Here is an 18,082-nt window from a genome sequence, read left to right as displayed (position 1 = left end):
AGGCGCATGGCCGACGATCTGATCCCCCAGCCCGAACCGGGCACCTATTCCGAACCCCTCAGCCGTGCGATCGGCGAGCGGTACCTGACCTATGCGCTGTCCACGATCATGCATCGCGCGCTGCCCGACGCCCGCGACGGGCTGAAGCCGGTTCACCGCCGCATCCTGTACGCGATGCGGGAATTGCGGCTGGCGCCCAACGGGCCGTTCCGCAAGTCGGCCAAGATCACCGGCGACGTGATGGGCAACTATCACCCGCATGGCGACGCGGCCATCTATGACGCGATGGCGCGCCTGGCCCAGGATTTCGCCATGCGCTATCCGCTGGTGGACGGGCAGGGGAACTTTGGCAACATCGACGGCGACAACCCCGCCGCCGCCCGGTACACCGAGGCGCGTCTGGCCGCCACGTCCGAGGCGCTGATGGATGGCCTGACCGAGGATTCGGTCGATTTCCGCCCCAACTATGACGGCACGCTGAGCGAGCCTGTCGTGCTGCCGTCGGCGTTCCCGAACCTGCTGGCCAATGGCGCGTCGGGGATCGCGGTCGGCATGGCGACCAACATCCCGCCGCACAACCTGCACGAGGTCGTGGACGCCTGCCTGCATCTGATCAAGACGCCGGACGCGCGCGACGACACGCTGGCGACCCTGATCAAGGGGCCCGATTTTCCGACCGGTGGCGTGCTGGTCGAATCGGCCGACAGCATCGCCGAGACCTATCGCACCGGGCGTGGTGCGTTCCGCCTGCGCTGTCGCTGGCACCAGGAGGATCTGGGCCGCGGGTTGTGGCAGATCATCGTGACCGAGATCCCCTATCAGGTGCAGAAATCGCGCCTGATCGAACGGCTGGCCGAACTGATCCAGACCCGCAAGATCCCGATCTTTGCCGACGTGCGCGACGAATCAGCCGAGGATGTGCGCATCGTCATCGAACCGCGTGCCCGCACCGTCGACCCCGAACAGCTGATGGGGGCGCTGTTCCGCTCCAGCGACCTGGAGATCAGGTTCAACCTGAACATGAACGTGCTGATCGACGGTCGTGTGCCCAAGGTCTGTTCGCTCAAGGAGGTGCTGCGCGCGTTTCTGGACCATCGCCGCGACGTGCTGGTACGGCGCGCCAGCTATCGCCTGGACAAGATCGCATCACGGCTGGAGGTGCTGGAAGGCTATCTGGTCGCCTATCTGAATCTGGACCGCGTGATCGAGATCATCCGCACCGAAGACGAGCCCAAGGCCGTGATGATGGCCGAGTTCGGACTGAATGACGTTCAGGTCGAGGCGATCCTAAATATGCGCCTGCGCGCCTTGCGCAAGCTGGAGGAGATCGAGCTGCGCGCCGAACGCGACGCCCTGCTGGCCGAGCGCGAGGGGCTGCAGGCGATGCTGGACAGCGAGGACGCGCAATGGTCGCGGATCGTCGACCAGCTGAAGGAGGTGCGCAACCTGTTCGGCAAGTCGCGCCCCGAAGGCCAGCGCCGCACCACGATCAGCGAAGCGACAGAGATGCCCGTGATCGATCTGGACGCGATGATCGAGCGTGAGCCTGTCACCGTGGTCCTGTCCAGGATGGGCTGGATCCGCAGCCTCAAGGGCCACCAGCCGCTGGACGCGGAGCTGAAGTTCAAGGACGGCGACGGCCCCGGACAGGCGCTGCATGCGGAGACCACCGACAAGCTGATGATCTTTGCGTCGAACGGGCGGTTCTATACCATCCCGGTCAATACGCTGCCAGGCGGGCGCGGCATGGGCGAACCGCTGCGCCTGATGATCGACCTGCCGAACGAGGCGCAGGTCATTGCCATGTTCCCGTGGCGCGACGGTGCGCGGTATCTGGTCGCATCCAGGGTTGGTGACGGGTTCATCGTGGGGGCCGGTGACATTCTGGCCCAGACCAAGACCGGCAAGCAGGTGCTGAACGGCGACGCGCTGCTGTGCCGTCCGGTATCAGGCGATCATGTGGCCGTCGTCGGAGAGAACCGCAAGATGCTGGTGTTTCCGTTGGCTGAACTGCCAGAAATGGCCCGGGGCAAGGGTGTGCGTCTGCAACGCTATGGAAAGGGCGGTGGTCTGCTGAAGGATGATTGCATGGTCGATGCGATCTGCTTGACGCTGGCACAAGGCCTGTCCTGGCCGATGACCGGCGGTAAGACCCGGACAGAGCCGGACCTGACCGAATGGGTGGGCAAACGCGGCAGCGCCGGCCGGATGGCGCCGCGCGGTTTCCCGCGCGACAACCGGTTCGCGTAACGGGCTTACAGACCGCCGCCGCCGACCGACCCGAAATATTCGCCGGTGATATAGCTGGCCTCGTCCGAGGCCAGCAGGACATAGATCGGCGCGATCTCGACCGGTTGGCCGGGGCGTCCCAACGGCTGGCTTGCGCCATGTTCCTGCGCCTTGTCGGTCGGCTGCCCGCCGCTGGTCTGCAATGCTGTCCAATACGGTCCGGGGCAGACTGCGTTGACACGGATGCCGCGCGGGGCCAGCTGTTTTGCCAGTGAATGCGCGAATGCGACATTGGCTGCCTTTGATTGCGCATAATCGAACAGGTGCGCCGACCCGGAAAACGCCTGTACTGACGACGTGATGATGATCGACCCGCCTGTATCCATGTGCGGCAATGCCGCCCGCGTCACCCAGAACGGCGCATAGATGTTCGTCTTCATCGTCGCGTCAAAGTTTTCGGTCGTCAGATCCTCCAGCCTTTCGCAGAACTGCTGGCGACCGGCATTGTTGACCAGAATATCCAGGCCACCCAGCTGCGACACGGCGCTTTCAACCATTTCCTTGCAGAACCCTTCGTCTCGCAGGTCACCAGGAAGGGCCACGGCGATTCGCCCCTCGGCCGTGATCAGCGAAACAATCGCATCGGCATCGGCCTGCTCATCGGGCAGGTAACAGATCGCAACGTCCGCGCCCTCACGCGCGAACGCTATGGCAGCAGCAGCGCCGATACCGCTGTCGCCACCGGTGATCAGGGCACGCTTGCCCGATAGACGTCCGGTTCCGCGATAGCTGGTTTCACCCTGATCCGGCAGGGGGTCCATCTTACTTGCAAGACCGGGAAACGGTTGTTCTTGAGCAGGAAATGTCGGGACGTGCAGCCGCGGTTCCGTGATGGCACCGCTGCGAAACGGCGGACGGGCGGGGGTATCGGACATCGTGGACCTCATCAATTCGTGGTTCACCACGCCAACCGCACAGGGCGATGAATGTTCCGACTTGCGTGGGGCGGGGCAGATCAATCGCGCGTGAAAAAGCCGCCGCCCCGAAAGGGACGGCGGCGGTCGGCATTTGTGGTCAGGCGCCGTTGTACAGCGGCATCACCCCTGCCTCTGCGTGGACCGCGTTCACGGTTGTCCGGTCGAGTTTCATGGCGGTCGCCAGATCGTTCAGATAGCGGGCCTCGGCTTCGCTGTCGAAATCGATGGCCAGCAGCGACATCAGGTAGACCTGACGTTCCATCCCCTCGGGCACCTCGCGGGCCAGGCCTGCGGCATCAACGGGGGCCGCCATCTGATCGCGGATGAACTGTCGTTCGTCGTCATCCAGATCGTCGCCCAGATGACCCAGCAGACGCTGGCGTTCGGTATCGTCGACATGGCCGTCCGACTTGGCGGCCTGAATCATCGCGCGCAGCATCAGCCCGGCCATCGCGTTCTGTTCCGGGGTCGGTGCAACCTGCGGTTCGCCGTCATGGGCCAACGCGTCATCGAACAACGCGCCAAAGCTGGCGTCGTTCTGTTGCTGGGAGCCTTTTGTCGCCAGATGCCCCGCCGCGCCGCCTGCGGCCGCGCCACCCAACAGACCGCCCAGCATGCCGCCAAGACCGCCCGAGCCGGCGGTCGTGCCACGCTGGCCGCCCAATTTGTCCAACAGACCGCCAAGCGAGCCACCGGCACCGCCACTGCCGCCACCCATGGCGCGGCCCAACATCTGGTTCAGGCTGCCGCCCGATCCGCCATCGGTGTTGTTGCCCAGCAGGTTGTCCAGCAGCCCGCCCCCGGACGTGCGCTGCCCGGAACGCCCGCCCTGCTGATTGTTCATCATGGTGCCGATCCCCTTGGCCAGCATCACGCCGGCGGCGACCTTGGTCAGACTTTTCATCAGGCTCATGCATATCCCCTTTTGGACGGGCGCGGACCTGATGGTCCTGCCCCTTGCGCTGTGAAACGATGTGGGCCGCCCGGCGGTTCCTGAACCGTCGGGATCGTTCCGCACCATCCTCACATCATCGACCGACGGACGCATGCCCACCCTTGATTTCCCCTCGCGCGCCTTATACATCGCGGCGCACGTCAATCCGGGGCCCTTTCAGCCATGCCCCGCGGATCCAGGAGGCCCACATGGCAAAGGCAAAGTTTGAACGGAACAAACCGCACGTCAACATCGGCACGATTGGCCACGTTGACCACGGCAAGACGACGCTGACGGCAGCTATCACCAAGTACTTCGGCGAATTCCGCGCCTATGACCAGATCGACGGCGCGCCCGAAGAGAAGGCCCGCGGGATCACGATCTCGACCGCGCATGTGGAATACGAATCCGAGGCGCGTCACTATGCGCACGTGGATTGCCCGGGCCACGCCGACTACGTCAAGAACATGATCACCGGTGCCGCCCAGATGGACGGCGCGATCCTGGTCGTGAACGCTGCCGACGGCCCGATGCCGCAGACGCGCGAGCACATCCTGCTGGGTCGCCAGGTGGGCATCCCCTACATGGTCGTCTACCTGAACAAGGTCGACCAGGTGGATGACGAAGAGCTGCTGGAACTGGTCGAGATGGAAGTGCGCGAGCTGCTGTCCAGCTATGACTATCCGGGCGACGACATCCCGATCATCAAGGGTTCGGCGCTGGCAGCCATGGAAGGCCGCGACCAGGCCATCGGCGAGGATTCGATCCGCGCGCTGATCGCCGCCGTCGACGAGTACATCCCGACCCCCGAGCGGGCGATCGACCAGCCGTTCCTGCTGCCCATCGAGGACGTGTTCTCGATCTCGGGCCGCGGCACCGTGGTCACCGGCCGCATCGAGCGTGGCGCGGTGAACGTGGGCGACGAACTGGAGATCGTGGGCATCCGCGACACCCGCAAGACCACCTGCACGGGCGTCGAGATGTTCCGCAAGCTGCTGGACCGCGGTGAGGCCGGCGACAACGTGGGCGTGCTGCTGCGCGGCATCGACCGTGACGGCGTCGAGCGTGGCCAGGTGCTGTGCAAGCCGAAGTCGGTGAACCCGCACACCCAGTTCGAGGCCGAGGCCTATATCCTGACAAAGGAAGAGGGCGGCCGCCACACGCCGTTCTTCGCGAACTACCGCCCGCAGTTCTACTTCCGGACCACGGACGTCACCGGCACCGTCAAGCTGCCCGAGGGCACCGAGATGGTGATGCCCGGCGACAACCTGAAGTTCGAGGTCGAACTGATCGCGCCGATCGCCATGGAAGAGAAGCTGCGCTTCGCCATCCGCGAAGGCGGCCGCACCGTCGGCGCAGGCGTCGTCGCCAAGATCATCAAGTGATCCGACGCCCAAGCGGGCAAAGGACATAATGACGGAAAAGGCCACCCCGCGGGGTGGCCTTTTTCATGCGCCCGCAGCGCTTGACGGGCAGGGTGATTTGCGGCATAGGACCGCAACGCTGTCGGTTCGCCAAGAATCGTCGGTTTTGCGCGTGGCCGCCTCATCGTGGGCGGCCTGCGTTTTTTTCGTACGGTCCGATGCTGGCGCCGCGTGGTGCGCTGTCAGCCTCTCGACTGGAACTCCCCGCAAGAGGGATGTCTTTATGCAAAGCCAGAATATCCGGATCCGGCTGAAGGCCTTTGATTACCGCGTGCTGGATGCCAGCACCCAGGAAATCGTGAACACGGCCAAGCGCACCGGCGCGACCGTCCGCGGCCCGATCCCGCTGCCGAACAAGATCGAAAAGTTCACCGTCCTGCGCGGTCCGCACATCGACAAGAAGTCGCGCGACCAGTGGGAAATCCGCACGCACAAGCGTCTGTTGGACATCGTTGATCCGACCCCGCAGACCGTTGACGCCCTCATGAAGCTCGACCTCGCCGCCGGCGTGGATGTCGAGATCAAAGTCTGAGGAGGCAGATCATGTTGCGTACTGGTATCATCGCCAAGAAACTGGGCATGACGCGTCTGTTCCTCGAGGACGGCCGTCAGGTTCCCGTCACTGTCCTGCAACTGGACGGTCTTCAGGTCATCGCACAGCGCACCGCCGCGACCGATGGCTATACCGCCGTCCAGCTGGGTGCCGGTGAAGCAAAAGCAAAGCGCACGACCGCAGCAATGCGTGGTCACTTTGCAAAAGCCTCGGTCGCGCCCAAGCGCAAGATCGTGGAATTCCGCGTCGCAGAAGAAAACCTGATCAACGTCGGTGAAGAGATCACGGCTGACCACTATTTCTCGGGTCAGTATGTGGACATCGCCGGCATCTCGATCGGTAAGGGCTTTGCGGGCGCCATGAAGCGTCACAACTTTGGCGGTCTGCGTGCGTCGCACGGCGTGTCCGTCAGCCACCGTTCGCATGGTTCGACGGGCCAGTGCCAGGACCCCGGCAAGGTGTTCAAAGGCAAGAAGATGGCAGGTCACTTGGGTGCCGTCCGCGTCACCACGCAGAACCTGCAGGTCGTCCGCACGGATTCCGAGCGTGGCCTGATCATGGTCAAGGGCTCGGTTCCGGGCTCCAAGGGTGGTTGGGTCACCGTCAAGGACGCGGTCAAGAAGGCCACGCCCGAGAATCTGATCTATCCGGCCGCCCTGCGCTCTGCCGCCCGCGAAGCGGCGCGCCTGGCTGAGGAAGCTGCCGCCGCAGCAGCAGCCGAGGAAGAAGCAGCCCGCGAGGAGGCCGCCCGTCTGGCCGCCGAGCAGGAAGCCGCCGCCCTGGCCGAGGCCGAGGCCTCGATCCAGTCGGACAAGGACGCTGTTGATCCCAATGCGGAAGAGCAGGCCTCCAATGACGCCGCGCCGGAAGGAGACAAGTGATGAAACTTGATGTGATCAAGCTGGATTCCGGCGCAGCCGGGTCGATCGATCTGGCCGACGACATCTTTGGTCTGGAACCGCGCGGCGATATCCTGCAGCGCGTCGTGCGCTGGCAGCGTGCCAAGGCGCAGGCCGGCACCCACTCGGTGCTGGGCCGGTCCGATGTCAGCTATTCGACCAAGAAGATCTATCGCCAGAAGGGCACCGGCGGCGCACGCCACGGCTCCCGCAACGCGCCGATCTTCCGTCACGGCGGCACCTACAAAGGCCCGACCCCGCGGTCGCACGCCTTTGATCTGCCCAAGAAGGTCCGCGCCCTGGGTCTGCGTCACGCGCTGTCGGCGAAAGCCACGGCAGGTGAACTGGTCATCATCGAGGACCTGAACCTCGCCGACGCCAAGACCGCAGCAGTTGCCAAAGCCGTACGCGAGAACGGCTGGAAGCGCGTGCTGGTGATCGACGGTGCCGAAGTGAACGAGAACTTCGCCCGTGCCGCCCGCAACATCGAAGGCGTGGACATCCTGCCGTCGATGGGTGCCAACGTGTATGACATCCTCAAGCGTGATACCCTGGTGATCACGCGCGCTGGTGTCGAAGCTCTGGAGGCTCGTCTGAAATGAGCGCGAAAGCAGAACATTACGACGTGATCGTCAAGCCGATCATCACCGAAAAGGCGACCATGACGTCCGAGAACAACGGCGTCGTGTTCCAGGTCGCCAGGGACTCGAACAAGCCGCAGATCAAGCAGGCCATCGAGGCCCTGTTCGGCGTCAAGGTGAAGGCGGTCAACACCACCATCACCAAGGGCAAGACCAAGCGTTTCCGCGGCCAGCTGGGTCGTCGCAGCGACGTCAAGAAGGCCTATGTGACGCTGGAAGCCGGCAGCACCATCGACGTATCGACCGGTCTCTGATAACCGGGCGCGATCAGGCGGCCCCGGCGATCCGGGGCCGCCGCAATTGACTGAAACGGACCACCCTGGTCCAAAGCAACGGAAGACAGAAAGATGGCATTGAAGTCGTATAAACCGACGACGCCTGGCCAGCGTGGGCTGGTTCTGATCGACCGTTCGGAGCTTTGGAAAGGTCGCCCGGTCAAATCCCTCACTGAGGGTCTGACCAAGAAAGGCGGCCGGAACAACACCGGACGGATCACCATGCGTCGCCAAGGCGGCGGCGCGAAACGCCTGTATCGCATCGTCGATTTCAAGCGCATCAAGTTCGACATGGCCGGCACAGTCGAGCGGATCGAGTACGATCCCAACCGCACCGCGTTCATCGCGTTGATCAAATACGAAGACGGCGAGCAGGCCTATATCCTGGCGCCGCAGCGTCTTGCCATTGGCGACAAGGTCGTCGCGGGCAAGAAAGTCGACGTGAAGCCCGGAAACGCCATGCCCTTCAGCGGCATGCCGATCGGTACGATCGTCCACAATGTTGAGCTGAAGCCCGGCAAGGGCGGTCAGATCGCACGTTCGGCTGGTACCTATGCCCAGTTCGTCGGTCGTGACGGTGGTTATGCCCAGATCCGTTTGTCCTCGGGCGAACTGCGTCTGGTGCGTCAGGAATGCATGGCCACCATCGGTGCCGTGTCGAATGCGGACCACTCGAACCAGAACCTCGGCAAGGCCGGTCGCAACCGCCACAAGGGCATCCGCCCAAGCGTTCGCGGCGTCGCCATGAACCCGATCGACCACCCGCATGGTGGTGGTGAGGGTCGCACGTCGGGTGGCCGCACGCCGGTCACGCCCTGGGGTAAAGACACCAAGGGCAAGAAGACCCGCAGCAACAAGGCGACCGACAAGTACATCTTGCGTTCGCGCCACGCGAAAAAGAAGGGGCGTTGATCCATGGCACGTTCTGTTTGGAAAGGCCCCTTTGTTGACGCCTATGTGCTCAAGAAAGCGGAAAAGGTCCGTGAGTCGGGCAAATCCGAGGTCATCAAGATCTGGTCGCGTCGTTCGACCATCCTGCCGCAGTTCGTCGGTCTCACCTTTGCTGTCTACAACGGTCACAAACATATTCCTGTGAACGTCAGCGAAGACATGATCGGCCAGAAGTTCGGTGAATATTCGCCCACGCGCACCTATTACGGGCACGCGGCCGACAAGAAAGCGAAGAGGAAGTAATCGCCATGGGTAAGGAAAACAATCCGCGCCGCGTGGCGGAGAACGAGGCCTTCGCCAAGACGAAGATGCTTCGCACCTCGCCGCAGAAGCTGAACCTGGTTGCACAGCTGATCCGCGGCAAGAAGGTCGACAAAGCTTTGTCCGACCTAACTTTCTCGCACAAGCGCATCGCCGGTGACGTGAAGAAATGCCTGCAGTCGGCAATTGCCAACGCCGAGAACAACCACGGTCTTGACGTCGACAATCTTGTCGTCGCCGAAGCCTGGGTCGGCAAGAACCTGGTGATGAAGCGTGGCCGTCCGCGGGCACGTGGCCGCTTCGGCAAGATCATGAAGCCGTTTTCGGAAATCACCATCAAGGTGCGCCAAGTCGAGGAGCAAGCGTAATGGGTCAGAAGGTCAATCCGATCGGCATGCGCCTGCAGGTCAACCGCACCTGGGACAGCCGCTGGTACGCCGACGACAAGGACTATGGCAATCTGCTGCTTGAAGACCTGAAGATCAGGGACTTCATCCACACGGAGGCCAAGCAGGCCGGCATCAGCCGCGTCATCATCGAGCGTCCCCATAAAAAGTGCCGCGTGACCATTCACGCAGCACGCCCCGGTGTCATCATCGGGAAAAAGGGTGCCGACATCGAGACCCTGCGCAAGAAGCTGGCGAACTTCACCGACAGCGAATTGCACCTGAACATCGTCGAAGTGCGCAAGCCTGACGTCGATGCGCAGCTGGTCGCAGAATCGATCGCGCAGCAGCTGGAGCGTCGCGTGTCCTTCCGCCGCGCAATGAAGCGTTCGGTTCAAAACGCGATGCGCATGGGTGCCCTGGGCATCCGCGTCAACGTCGCGGGCCGCCTTGGCGGCGCCGAAATCGCCCGGACCGAATGGTACCGCGAGGGCCGCGTGCCCCTGCATACCCTGCGTGCCGATATCGATTATGCACTGTCCGAAGCCACGACCCCGTACGGGATCATCGGTGTGAAGGTGTGGATCTTCAAGGGCGAGATCATGGAACATGATCCCCAGGCCCATGATCGCCGCGCTGCCGAGGCCCAGGAAGGTCCGGCCCCCCGTGGTCCGCGCCGCGACGCCCGGTAAGGAGTAGAAAACAATGCTGCAACCGAAACGGACGAAGTTCCGCAAACAGCACAAAGGCCGGATTCACGGTGAAGCAAAGGGCGGGTTCGACCTGAACTTTGGTTCCTTCGCCCTGAAAGCAACCGAGCCGGAGCGTGTGACTGCCCGCCAGATCGAAGCGGCCCGCCGCGCGATCACTCGCCACATGAAGCGTCAGGGCCGGGTCTGGATCCGGATTTTCCCGGACGTTCCGGTGTCGTCCAAGCCGACCGAAGTGCGGATGGGTAAAGGTAAGGGCTCTGTCGATTTCTGGGCTGCCCGTGTCCACCCGGGCCGGATCATGTTCGAGATCGACGGCGTCAGCGACGTCATCGCCAAAGAGGCCCTGCGCCTTGGCGCGATGAAGCTGCCGGTGCTGACCCGCATCGTCGCCCGCGAAGACTGGTAAGCGCGGCCCTTGTGGCCCAGCGCAGAAAAGGGGCCTCGCCGAGTGATCGGCGGGGCCCCTGCCTTTTCCGGCAAACGGGCTTGCCAAACGCGCACCCAGCCTGTATGCGCAGGCCTTCATCACGAAACTCCACCGGAATCAGGGTGGCCCTGGCGACAGGGGCTCTCCGGTGATGTTGAAAGGAAGACGCGTCATGGACGCCACTGAACTGAAGTCGAAGACGCCCGACCAGCTGAAGGATCAGCTGGTTGCGCTGAAGAAAGAGGCCTTCAACCTGCGTTTTCAGCAGGCGACCGGTCAGCTGGAAAGCACTGCACGCATGCGCACCGTCCGTCGTGACGTGGCCCGTGTGAAGACGATTCTGAACCAGAAAGCGGCCGACGCCGCGGCCTCGAACTAAGGAGCCCGGTCCATGCCAAAACGTATCCTGCAAGGCCGCGTCACCAGCGACAAGAACGAACAGACGATCACCGTCCTGGTCGAGCGCCGCTTCAAGCATCCCGTGCTGCACAAGATCGTGCGCTCGTCCAAGAAATACCGCGCCCATGACGCGGAAAACCAGTTCAAGATCGGTGATCTCGTTCGCATCGTCGAATGTGCCCCGATCTCGAAGACGAAACGCTGGACTGTCCTGACGGACGAAACGGCTGCGGCCTGAAGTCCATCATCACAGATCAGAAATGATCGAAACCCTGGGGCCGCAACCGGCGGTCCCCAAAGGTCGGGAGAAACCAAATGATCCAGATGCAGACCAATCTGGATGTTGCTGATAACTCGGGCGCTCGCCGAGTTCAGTGCATCAAGGTCCTGGGTGGTTCGCACCGTCGCTATGCGTCGGTGGGCGACATCATTGTCGTGTCCGTAAAGGAAGCCATCCCTCGGGGCCGGGTGAAGAAGGGGGACGTCCGCAAGGCCGTCGTCGTTCGCACCGCCAAGGAAGTGAACCGCGAAGACGGAACCTCGATCCGCTTCGACCGCAACGCCGCCGTCATCCTGAACAACCAGGGCGAACCGGTCGGCACCCGTATCTTCGGGCCGGTCGTTCGTGAGCTGCGCGCGAAGAACTTCATGAAGATCATCTCGCTTGCGCCGGAGGTGCTGTAATGGCTGCCAAGCTGAAAAAAGGCGACAAGGTCGTCGTGCTGGCCGGCAAGGACAAGGGCAAGCAGGGTGAGATCACCGCTGTCATGCCCAAGGACAACAAGGCCATCGTGGACGGCGTCAACGTTGCCATCCGCCACACCAAGCAGTCGCAGAACAGCCAGGGCGGTCGCGTGTCGAAGGCCATGCCGATCGACCTGTCGAACCTGTCGCTGATGGACAAGGACGGCAAGGCAACCCGCGTCGGCTTTCGCATGGAAGACGGCGGCAAGGTCCGCTTTGCCAAGACCACGGGAGACGTGATCTGATGCTGGACGATGCAAAGTACACGCCCCGCCTGCGCTCGGTGTTCAACGACACCATCAAGGCGGCGCTTAAGGAAGAGTTCAGCTATAAGAACGACATGCAGATCCCGCGTCTGGACAAGATCGTCCTGAACATGGGTGTCGGCGAAGCCGTGAAAGACACCAAGAAGGTCAAGCAGGCAGCAGACGAGCTGTCGCTGATCGCCGGCCAGAAGGCCATCATCACCTATGCCAAGAAGTCCATCGCTGGCTTCCGCGTGCGTGAAGAGATGCCGCTTGGCTGCAAGGTGACCCTGCGCGGCGACCGGATGTACGAATTCCTGGACCGTCTGATCAACATCGCACTGCCCCGCGTCCGCGACTTTCGCGGCGTGAAGCCGACCTCGTTCGACGGTCGCGGCAACTATGCGATGGGCCTGAAAGAACACATCGTGTTCCCGGAAATCAACTTCGACAAGGTCGACGAAGTTCTGGGGATGGACATCATCATCTGCACCAACGCGAAGACCGACGCGGAAGCGAAGTCGCTGTTGAAGCAATTCAACATGCCGTTCACCAGCTGATCGCGGAGGGAAAGAGATATGGCAAAGAAATCCATGATCGAGCGCGAAAACAAGCGCGCGCGTCTGGTCAAGCAATACGCTGCAAAGCGTGCTGAACTGAACGAGGTCGTCAAGGACCAGTCCCGCCCGATGGAAGAGCGGTTCAAGGCCACGCTGAAGCTGGCCGAACTGCCGCGCAATTCGTCGGCGACACGCCTGCACAACCGGTGCCAACTGACCGGTCGTCCGCATGCGTATTACCGCAAACTGAAACTGTCGCGGATCATGCTGCGCGAGCTTGGCTCGCAAGGTCAGATCCCCGGCCTGGTCAAGTCCAGCTGGTAAGGGGGCACACAACATGATGAACGATCCTCTCGGCGATATGCTGACCCGCATCCGCAATGCGCAGATGCGCGGCAAATCGACCGTCCGCACCCCCGCCTCCAAGCTGCGTGCCTGGGTTCTGGACGTGCTGAAAAACGAAGGTTACATCCGCGGCTACGAGGAAGTGACCACCACCGAGGGCCACAAAGAGCTGGAAATCGGGCTGAAGTACCACGACGGAACCCCGGTCATCCGGGAACTGTCGCGCGTGTCGAAGCCGGGTCGCCGGGTCTATACCGGTGCCAAGGAAATCCCGCAGGTCCGTCAGGGTCTGGGCGTCTCCATCGTCTCGACTCCCAAGGGCGTCATGTCGGATGCAGCGGCTCGCAATGCCAATGTTGGCGGCGAAGTCCTCTGCACCGTGTTCTAAGGAGGGCAGAATGTCTCGTATTGGTAAGAAGCCGGTCGAACTGCCCCAGGGCGTGACGGCCGAGATCAAAGGTCAGACCATCGAAGTGAAGGGGCCGAAAGGCACCCGCAGCTTTACGGCGACCGATGATGTCGATCTGGTGATGGAAGATGGTTCGGTTGCGGTCAAGCCGCGCGGAACGTCCAAGCGTGCGCGCCAGCAGTGGGGGATGACCCGTTCGATGGTCGAGAACCTGACTGTGGGCGTGTCCACCGGGTTCAAGAAAGAGCTGGAGATCCAGGGTGTGGGTTACCGCGCCAACATGCAGGGCAAGGACCTGAAGTTGGCTTTGGGTTACTCGCACGACGTGATTTTCGAGGTGCCGGAAGGCGTCACGGTGTCGTCTCCGAAGCAGACCGAAATCGTTGTGGAAGGCATTGACCAGCAGCTTGTTGGCCAGGTCGCAGCGAACATCCGCGAGTGGCGCAAGCCCGAGCCCTACAAGGGCAAGGGCATCCGCTACAAGGGCGAGTTCGTCTTCCGCAAGGAAGGCAAGAAGAAGTAAGGGGCGCATGAAATGGCACTGAAAAAGCAAGAGCTGTTCCAGAAGCGCCGCCTGCGCGTTCGGAACAAGCTGCGGGCGATGTCGAACGGCCGCCCGCGGATGTCGATCCACCGGTCCTCGAAGAACATCTTCGTGCAGGTGATCGACGATCTTAACGGCGTGACCCTGGCTTCGGCCAGCACGCTGGAAAAGGATCTGGGCCTGATCGGCAAGAACAACGTCGAGGCTGCGGCCAAGATCGGTTCGACCATCGCCGAGCGTGCGAAAGCCGCCGGCGTGGAAGAAGTCGTGTTCGACCGTGGCGGCTTCATCTTTCACGGCAAGGTCAAGGCTTTGGCCGACGCTGCCCGTGAAGGTGGTCTGAAGTTCTGATCCTGTGGACGGCGCCTGCCCTCTGGGTGGCGCCGTCCCGATGATCCGGGAACATCCGTTCACCGGGATCGATACAATCGGCGCCGTGCGCGCCCGCGTACAAGGAATGCCTCATGGCAGAACGTGACAACAACCGCCGGGGCGGTCGCAACGAGCGCGAAGAGAACCCGGAATTCCAGGACCGTCTGGTTGCCATCAACCGCGTGTCCAAGACGGTCAAGGGCGGCAAGCGCTTTGGCTTTGCAGCGCTTGTCGTCGTCGGCGACCAGCGCGGCCGCGTCGGTTTCGGCAAGGGCAAGGCAAAAGAAGTTCCCGAGGCGATTCGCAAGGCGACTGAACAGGCCAAGCGCGGCCTGATCCGCGTCCCGCTGCGTGACGGTCGGACCCTGCACCACGACATCGAAGGTCGTCACGGTGCCGGCAAGGTCATCATGCGCACTGCCGTTCCGGGTACCGGCATCATCGCCGGCGGCCCGATGCGCGCCGTGTTCGAGATGCTGGGCGTGCAGGACGTCGTGGCCAAGTCGCAGGGGTCGCAGAACCCCTACAACATGATCCGCGCCACCCTGGACGGTCTGAAGAAAGAGTCGAGCCCCCGCAGCGTCGCGACCCGTCGCGGCAAGAAAGTGGCCGACATCCTGCCCTCGAACGACAAGCCGGCTGACGCCGCTGTCGAAGCGTAAGGAGCGAGACGCATGGCAACCATCGTCGTCAAGCAGGTCGGATCGCCGATCCGCCGCCCCAAGGACCAACTGGCCACCCTCAAGGGCCTGGGCCTGAACAAGATGAACCGCACCCGTGAGCTGGAGGATACCCCCTCCGTGCGCGGCATGGTGAACAAGATCCGCCACATGGTGGAAATCATCGAAGAAAAGCCCTGATCCACGCGGTCAGGACAGTGAAACGCCCCGCAATTGCGGGGCGTTTTGCGTTTCAAACCTATTCGCGACAGGCGTAGAGCGTACCGCCAACCGCCACCACCGACACCGCCGCCCCGGTCAGCAGCATCGGAGAGGCCGCGACCACCGCCGCCGCCCCGCCAAGCGAGGCCAAGGCCCCCGACACCGCCGTTCCCGCTCCGCTGAGGATCACCGCGCCCGATGCATCGGGCAGGGCCTGCAGCCCCTGTACCGACCGGCGCGCCGCGGATCCCGACAGGGCACCTGCGGCGGCTGTGGTCTGGTTCACCCGGCTGCACACCGCACGGGTCTGGCTGCGGCACATGCCCCAGGCGTCCCGCGCGCCCAGATCATAACCCATCACCGATTCGCTGGCCTTGTCGAAGCGCAGGCAGAACGGCAGGCGTTCATCATCGGTCAGCTCCGGCGTCAGGCTGCGCAGGACTACGTAGCTGGGACAGTTGTGCTGGCCGATGCGCGTCGCCAACTGTTCGCGGCGTGAATAGGTGTCCGACAGCCGGGCCTCGGCCTTGTCATAGCCCATGACGACGTCGCGATCGTTGATGCGGGCGGTGCAAAAGGTCGGTTCGGCCTGTTGCGCGGCCGCGGGGGCCACCGGTGCGACGGACAGAAGGGCAAGGAACGGGATCAGGGCGAGACGGGGCATGGCGACTTTCGGTGGATCGGGGATTTTTCATGCGTGGGGCAGGGGGCGCGTCGCGCGCAAGACACAAGATGGTGTCGGGGGCGATTAGTGTGGTCGCTGTGGCGGGATCGCTTGAAAGACGCGGCCATTGCGCGTATAGGGCGCCGGTGCCGTATGGCGCATCGATTCAACAAGCAAGAAAAGCCGTGGCCCCCTGTTTCGCTTCGAGGGAGTGTCCGGCAAGGAGAAGCGACATGAAACTGCATGAAATCCGCGACAATGATGGCGCGAACCGCACGAAAAAGCGCGTTGCACGTGGTCCGGGCTCGGGCAAGGGCAAGACCGCCGGCCGGGGTATCAAGGGCCAGAAGTCGCGTTCGGGCGTTGCTCTGGGCGGATACGAAGGCGGCCAGATGCCGCTGTACCGTCGCCTGCCCAAGCGCGGCTTTACCAAGCCGAACGCAAAGTCGTTTGCCGTCGTGAACCTGGGCCAGATCCAGGGCTTCATCGACGCGGGCAAGATCGACGGCACTGCAGAGCTGACCGAAGACGCGCTGGTCGCATCGGGTCTGGTTCGCCGCAAGCTGGACGGTGTGCGTCTGCTGGCCACGGGTGAGCTGAAGTCGGGCATGACCATCACTGTCACCGGTGCCTCGAAAGCCGCGATCGATGCGGTCGAGAAGGCAGGCGGCAAGGTCAACCTGCCGGCAGCGCGCGACGCGGCAGCCGAATAAGCTGTTGAAGGGGGCTTTTCTGCCCCATAGATAGCAACTAGGTTTTCAGGCGCCGCCGGTCCCCGCGAAAACGGGTCGGCGGCGCTGTCATGACACGGGACGGAACAGCATGGCGTCAGCCGCAGAACAGATGGCCGCGAACCTCTCCTGGGGGCAGCTCGGCAAGGCCACGGAACTTCGCCAGCGTATCTGGTTCACGATCGGCGTGCTGGTCATGTACCGCATCGGCACCTATATCCCGGTGCCCGGCATCGATGGCGCGGCGCTGCGCAACTTCATGGAGCAGGCGTCCACGGGGATCGGTGGGATGCTGTCGATGTTCACCGGCGGTGCACTCGGCCGGATGGGCGTGTTTGCCCTGGGCATCATGCCCTACATCTCGGCCTCGATCATTGTGCAGCTGCTGACGTCGATGGTTCCGTCGTTGGAACAGCTGAAGAAGGAAGGCGAGACCGGTCGCAAGAAGATCAACCAGTACACGCGCTACGGCACCGTGGCGCTGGCGCTGTTTCAGGCCTATGGTCTTGCCCGCAGCCTGGAGGCCGGTGGCCTTGCGCATGAACCCGGCCTGTTCTTTCAGGCGTCCGTGGTCATCACGCTGGTCGGCGGCACCATGTTCCTGATGTGGCTGGGCGAACAGATCACTGCGCGCGGCGTCGGCAACGGCATTTCGCTGATCATCTTTGTGGGCATTCTGGCTGAAATTCCTGCTGCTCTGGCGACCTTTTTCCAGCAGGGGCGCACGGGCGCCGTATCGACCCCGGTGATCCTGTTCGTGATCGTGATGCTGGTGGCGATCATCGCCTTTGTCGTGTTCATGGAACGCGCCCTGCGCAAGATCCGCATCCAGTACCCCCGGCGCCAGGTCGGCATGAAGGTCTATGACGGCCAGACCAGCCACCTGCCGGTCAAGGTCAACCCCGCGGGCGTGATCCCGGCGATCTTTGCCAGCTCATTGCTGCTGCTGCCGGTGACGATCTCGACCTTTTCCGGGAATGAGGCAGGTCCGATCATGTCGATTGTGCTGGCCTATTTCGGACCGGGGCAGCCGCTGTACCTGCTGTTCTTTGCATCGATGATCGTGTTCTTCACGTATTTTTACACGCAGAACGTGTCGTTCAAGACCGATGATGTGGCCGAGAACCTTAAGAACCAGGGCGGTTTCATCCCGGGCATCCGTCCGGGCAAGCGGACCCAGGATTATCTGGACTATGTGGTGAACCGCCTGTTGGTGATCGGTTCGGCCTATCTGGCGCTGGTCTGCCTGATGCCCGAAATTCTGCGCGACCAGTTTTCGATCCCGGTCTATCTGGGCGGAACCTCGGTGCTGATCGTGGTGTCGGTGACGATGGACACGATCAACCAGGTCCAGAGCCATCTGCTGGCACACCAGTACGAGCGCCTGATCGAGAAATCCCAGCTGCGCGGCAAGCGCAAGCCGGGCACCGCCAAGCCGCGCCGCCTGCCTTCGCGCCGCTGAGGGCGCGACCGTACCGACGACACGACAAGGCCGCTTCTATGGCCACCTGAGGGGGA

General features: G+C 62.9%; 27 protein-coding genes. 24 read left to right on the top strand and 3 right to left on the bottom strand.

What is annotated here, in order from left to right; all coding sequences use genetic code 11:
* The first annotated feature begins 6 nt into the window (after window positions 1-6).
* Window positions 7-2,250: a DNA topoisomerase IV subunit A gene (gene parC, locus ACJJVR_RS09060; RefSeq protein ID WP_405403914.1), complete on the top strand. Its 2,244-nt coding sequence runs from the start codon at window positions 7-9 to the stop codon at window positions 2,248-2,250.
* A 5-nt stretch (window positions 2,251-2,255) separates the two neighbouring features.
* Here the strand turns inward: parC and ACJJVR_RS09055 are convergent, their stop codons facing one another.
* Window positions 2,256-3,050, bottom strand: a complete 795-nt coding sequence (locus tag ACJJVR_RS09055) for an SDR family oxidoreductase (protein WP_405403912.1) — start codon at window positions 3,048-3,050, stop codon at window positions 2,256-2,258.
* 253 nt (window positions 3,051-3,303) lie between these two features.
* Entirely contained in the window at window positions 3,304-4,119 is an 816-nt protein-coding gene (locus tag ACJJVR_RS09050; protein WP_405403910.1) for a DUF533 domain-containing protein, read from the bottom strand.
* Window positions 4,120-4,349: 230 nt separating this feature from the next.
* Between ACJJVR_RS09050 and tuf the strand changes: the two genes are divergently transcribed.
* The 21 genes from tuf (at window position 4,350) to rpmD (ending at window position 15,148) form a co-directional block, all read left to right on the top strand.
* Window positions 4,350-5,525 carry an elongation factor Tu gene (gene tuf, locus ACJJVR_RS09045; protein ID WP_405404424.1) on the top strand — a complete coding sequence of 392 codons (1,176 nt, stop codon included), beginning with the start codon at window positions 4,350-4,352 and terminating at the stop codon, window positions 5,523-5,525.
* 262 nt (window positions 5,526-5,787) lie between these two features.
* Window positions 5,788-6,096 carry a 30S ribosomal protein S10 gene (gene rpsJ, locus ACJJVR_RS09040; protein ID WP_042247848.1) on the top strand — a complete coding sequence of 103 codons (309 nt, stop codon included), beginning with the start codon at window positions 5,788-5,790 and terminating at the stop codon, window positions 6,094-6,096.
* An 11-nt stretch (window positions 6,097-6,107) separates the two neighbouring features.
* A complete protein-coding gene (rplC, locus tag ACJJVR_RS09035; RefSeq protein WP_405403909.1) occupies window positions 6,108-6,998 on the top strand; it encodes a 50S ribosomal protein L3 in 891 nt (296 codons plus the stop codon).
* Window positions 6,998-7,618 (top strand): 50S ribosomal protein L4, encoded by a 621-nt coding sequence (rplD, locus tag ACJJVR_RS09030; RefSeq protein WP_405403908.1) that lies wholly within the window; start codon window positions 6,998-7,000, stop codon window positions 7,616-7,618. Before rplC ends, rplD begins: the two co-directional genes overlap by 1 nt.
* Window positions 7,615-7,911, top strand: a complete 297-nt coding sequence (locus ACJJVR_RS09025; RefSeq protein WP_405403906.1) for a 50S ribosomal protein L23 — start codon at window positions 7,615-7,617, stop codon at window positions 7,909-7,911. Before rplD ends, ACJJVR_RS09025 begins: the two co-directional genes overlap by 4 nt.
* A 93-nt stretch (window positions 7,912-8,004) precedes the next feature.
* The gene (gene rplB / locus ACJJVR_RS09020; protein ID WP_405403904.1) at window positions 8,005-8,844 is read left to right on the top strand and encodes a 50S ribosomal protein L2; all 840 of its coding nucleotides are present in this window, start codon (window positions 8,005-8,007) and stop codon (window positions 8,842-8,844) included.
* Window positions 8,845-8,847: 3 nt separating this feature from the next.
* Complete coding sequence (gene rpsS / locus ACJJVR_RS09015) at window positions 8,848-9,126, top strand: 30S ribosomal protein S19 (RefSeq protein ID WP_042247861.1); 279 nt, start codon at window positions 8,848-8,850, stop codon at window positions 9,124-9,126.
* Window positions 9,127-9,131: 5 nt separating this feature from the next.
* Window positions 9,132-9,512, top strand: coding sequence for a 50S ribosomal protein L22 (gene rplV / locus ACJJVR_RS09010; RefSeq protein ID WP_131574402.1), 381 nt, complete (start codon window positions 9,132-9,134; stop codon window positions 9,510-9,512).
* Window positions 9,512-10,222 (top strand): 30S ribosomal protein S3, encoded by a 711-nt coding sequence (gene rpsC, locus ACJJVR_RS09005; protein WP_136857773.1) that lies wholly within the window; start codon window positions 9,512-9,514, stop codon window positions 10,220-10,222. The genes rplV and rpsC overlap by 1 nt, the downstream gene beginning before the upstream one ends.
* 13 nt (window positions 10,223-10,235) lie before the next feature.
* Window positions 10,236-10,649, top strand: coding sequence for a 50S ribosomal protein L16 (gene rplP, locus ACJJVR_RS09000; RefSeq protein ID WP_405403901.1), 414 nt, complete (start codon window positions 10,236-10,238; stop codon window positions 10,647-10,649).
* Between the two features lie 193 nt (window positions 10,650-10,842).
* Window positions 10,843-11,049: a 50S ribosomal protein L29 gene (gene rpmC, locus ACJJVR_RS08995; protein ID WP_042247873.1), complete on the top strand. Its 207-nt coding sequence runs from the start codon at window positions 10,843-10,845 to the stop codon at window positions 11,047-11,049.
* 12 nt (window positions 11,050-11,061) lie between these two features.
* Complete coding sequence (gene rpsQ, locus ACJJVR_RS08990; RefSeq protein WP_405403900.1) at window positions 11,062-11,307, top strand: 30S ribosomal protein S17; 246 nt, start codon at window positions 11,062-11,064, stop codon at window positions 11,305-11,307.
* A 77-nt stretch (window positions 11,308-11,384) separates the two neighbouring features.
* Window positions 11,385-11,753, top strand: a complete 369-nt coding sequence (gene rplN, locus ACJJVR_RS08985; protein WP_022708219.1) for a 50S ribosomal protein L14 — start codon at window positions 11,385-11,387, stop codon at window positions 11,751-11,753.
* Window positions 11,753-12,058 (top strand): 50S ribosomal protein L24, encoded by a 306-nt coding sequence (rplX, locus tag ACJJVR_RS08980; protein ID WP_405403898.1) that lies wholly within the window; start codon window positions 11,753-11,755, stop codon window positions 12,056-12,058. The genes rplN and rplX overlap by 1 nt, the downstream gene beginning before the upstream one ends.
* Window positions 12,058-12,618 (top strand): 50S ribosomal protein L5, encoded by a 561-nt coding sequence (gene rplE / locus ACJJVR_RS08975; RefSeq protein WP_405403896.1) that lies wholly within the window; start codon window positions 12,058-12,060, stop codon window positions 12,616-12,618. The genes rplX and rplE overlap by 1 nt, the downstream gene beginning before the upstream one ends.
* An 18-nt stretch (window positions 12,619-12,636) precedes the next feature.
* Window positions 12,637-12,942 (top strand): 30S ribosomal protein S14, encoded by a 306-nt coding sequence (gene rpsN / locus ACJJVR_RS08970; RefSeq protein WP_405403895.1) that lies wholly within the window; start codon window positions 12,637-12,639, stop codon window positions 12,940-12,942.
* 16 nt (window positions 12,943-12,958) lie between these two features.
* On the top strand, window positions 12,959-13,351 hold the full coding sequence (gene rpsH, locus ACJJVR_RS08965) for a 30S ribosomal protein S8 (RefSeq protein ID WP_042247974.1): 393 nt from the start codon (window positions 12,959-12,961) through the stop codon (window positions 13,349-13,351).
* Between the two features lie 10 nt (window positions 13,352-13,361).
* Window positions 13,362-13,895, top strand: a complete 534-nt coding sequence (gene rplF / locus ACJJVR_RS08960) for a 50S ribosomal protein L6 (protein ID WP_405403893.1) — start codon at window positions 13,362-13,364, stop codon at window positions 13,893-13,895.
* 12 nt (window positions 13,896-13,907) lie between these two features.
* Window positions 13,908-14,267, top strand: coding sequence for a 50S ribosomal protein L18 (rplR, locus tag ACJJVR_RS08955; RefSeq protein WP_042247895.1), 360 nt, complete (start codon window positions 13,908-13,910; stop codon window positions 14,265-14,267).
* Window positions 14,268-14,380: 113 nt separating this feature from the next.
* On the top strand, window positions 14,381-14,950 hold the full coding sequence (gene rpsE, locus ACJJVR_RS08950; protein ID WP_405403891.1) for a 30S ribosomal protein S5: 570 nt from the start codon (window positions 14,381-14,383) through the stop codon (window positions 14,948-14,950).
* Between the two features lie 12 nt (window positions 14,951-14,962).
* Window positions 14,963-15,148, top strand: coding sequence for a 50S ribosomal protein L30 (gene rpmD, locus ACJJVR_RS08945; RefSeq protein ID WP_042247899.1), 186 nt, complete (start codon window positions 14,963-14,965; stop codon window positions 15,146-15,148).
* Window positions 15,149-15,206: 58 nt separating this feature from the next.
* Here rpmD and ACJJVR_RS08940 read toward each other — a convergent pair whose 3' ends face one another.
* Complete coding sequence (locus ACJJVR_RS08940; RefSeq protein WP_405403890.1) at window positions 15,207-15,833, bottom strand: hypothetical protein; 627 nt, start codon at window positions 15,831-15,833, stop codon at window positions 15,207-15,209.
* Window positions 15,834-16,066: 233 nt separating this feature from the next.
* Between ACJJVR_RS08940 and rplO the strand changes: the two genes are divergently transcribed.
* Window positions 16,067-16,546 (top strand): 50S ribosomal protein L15, encoded by a 480-nt coding sequence (gene rplO, locus ACJJVR_RS08935; RefSeq protein WP_405403889.1) that lies wholly within the window; start codon window positions 16,067-16,069, stop codon window positions 16,544-16,546.
* A 109-nt stretch (window positions 16,547-16,655) separates the two neighbouring features.
* Window positions 16,656-18,026, top strand: coding sequence for a preprotein translocase subunit SecY (gene secY / locus ACJJVR_RS08930; protein WP_405403888.1), 1,371 nt, complete (start codon window positions 16,656-16,658; stop codon window positions 18,024-18,026).
* Window positions 18,027-18,082 lie beyond the last annotated feature (56 nt).

This window comes from Paracoccus sp. Ld10 (genome assembly GCF_045064235.1).
Classification (GTDB): domain Bacteria; phylum Pseudomonadota; class Alphaproteobacteria; order Rhodobacterales; family Rhodobacteraceae; genus Paracoccus.
Note: the sequence above shows the minus strand (reverse complement) of the source record. Positions and strands in the feature narration are given on the sequence as shown.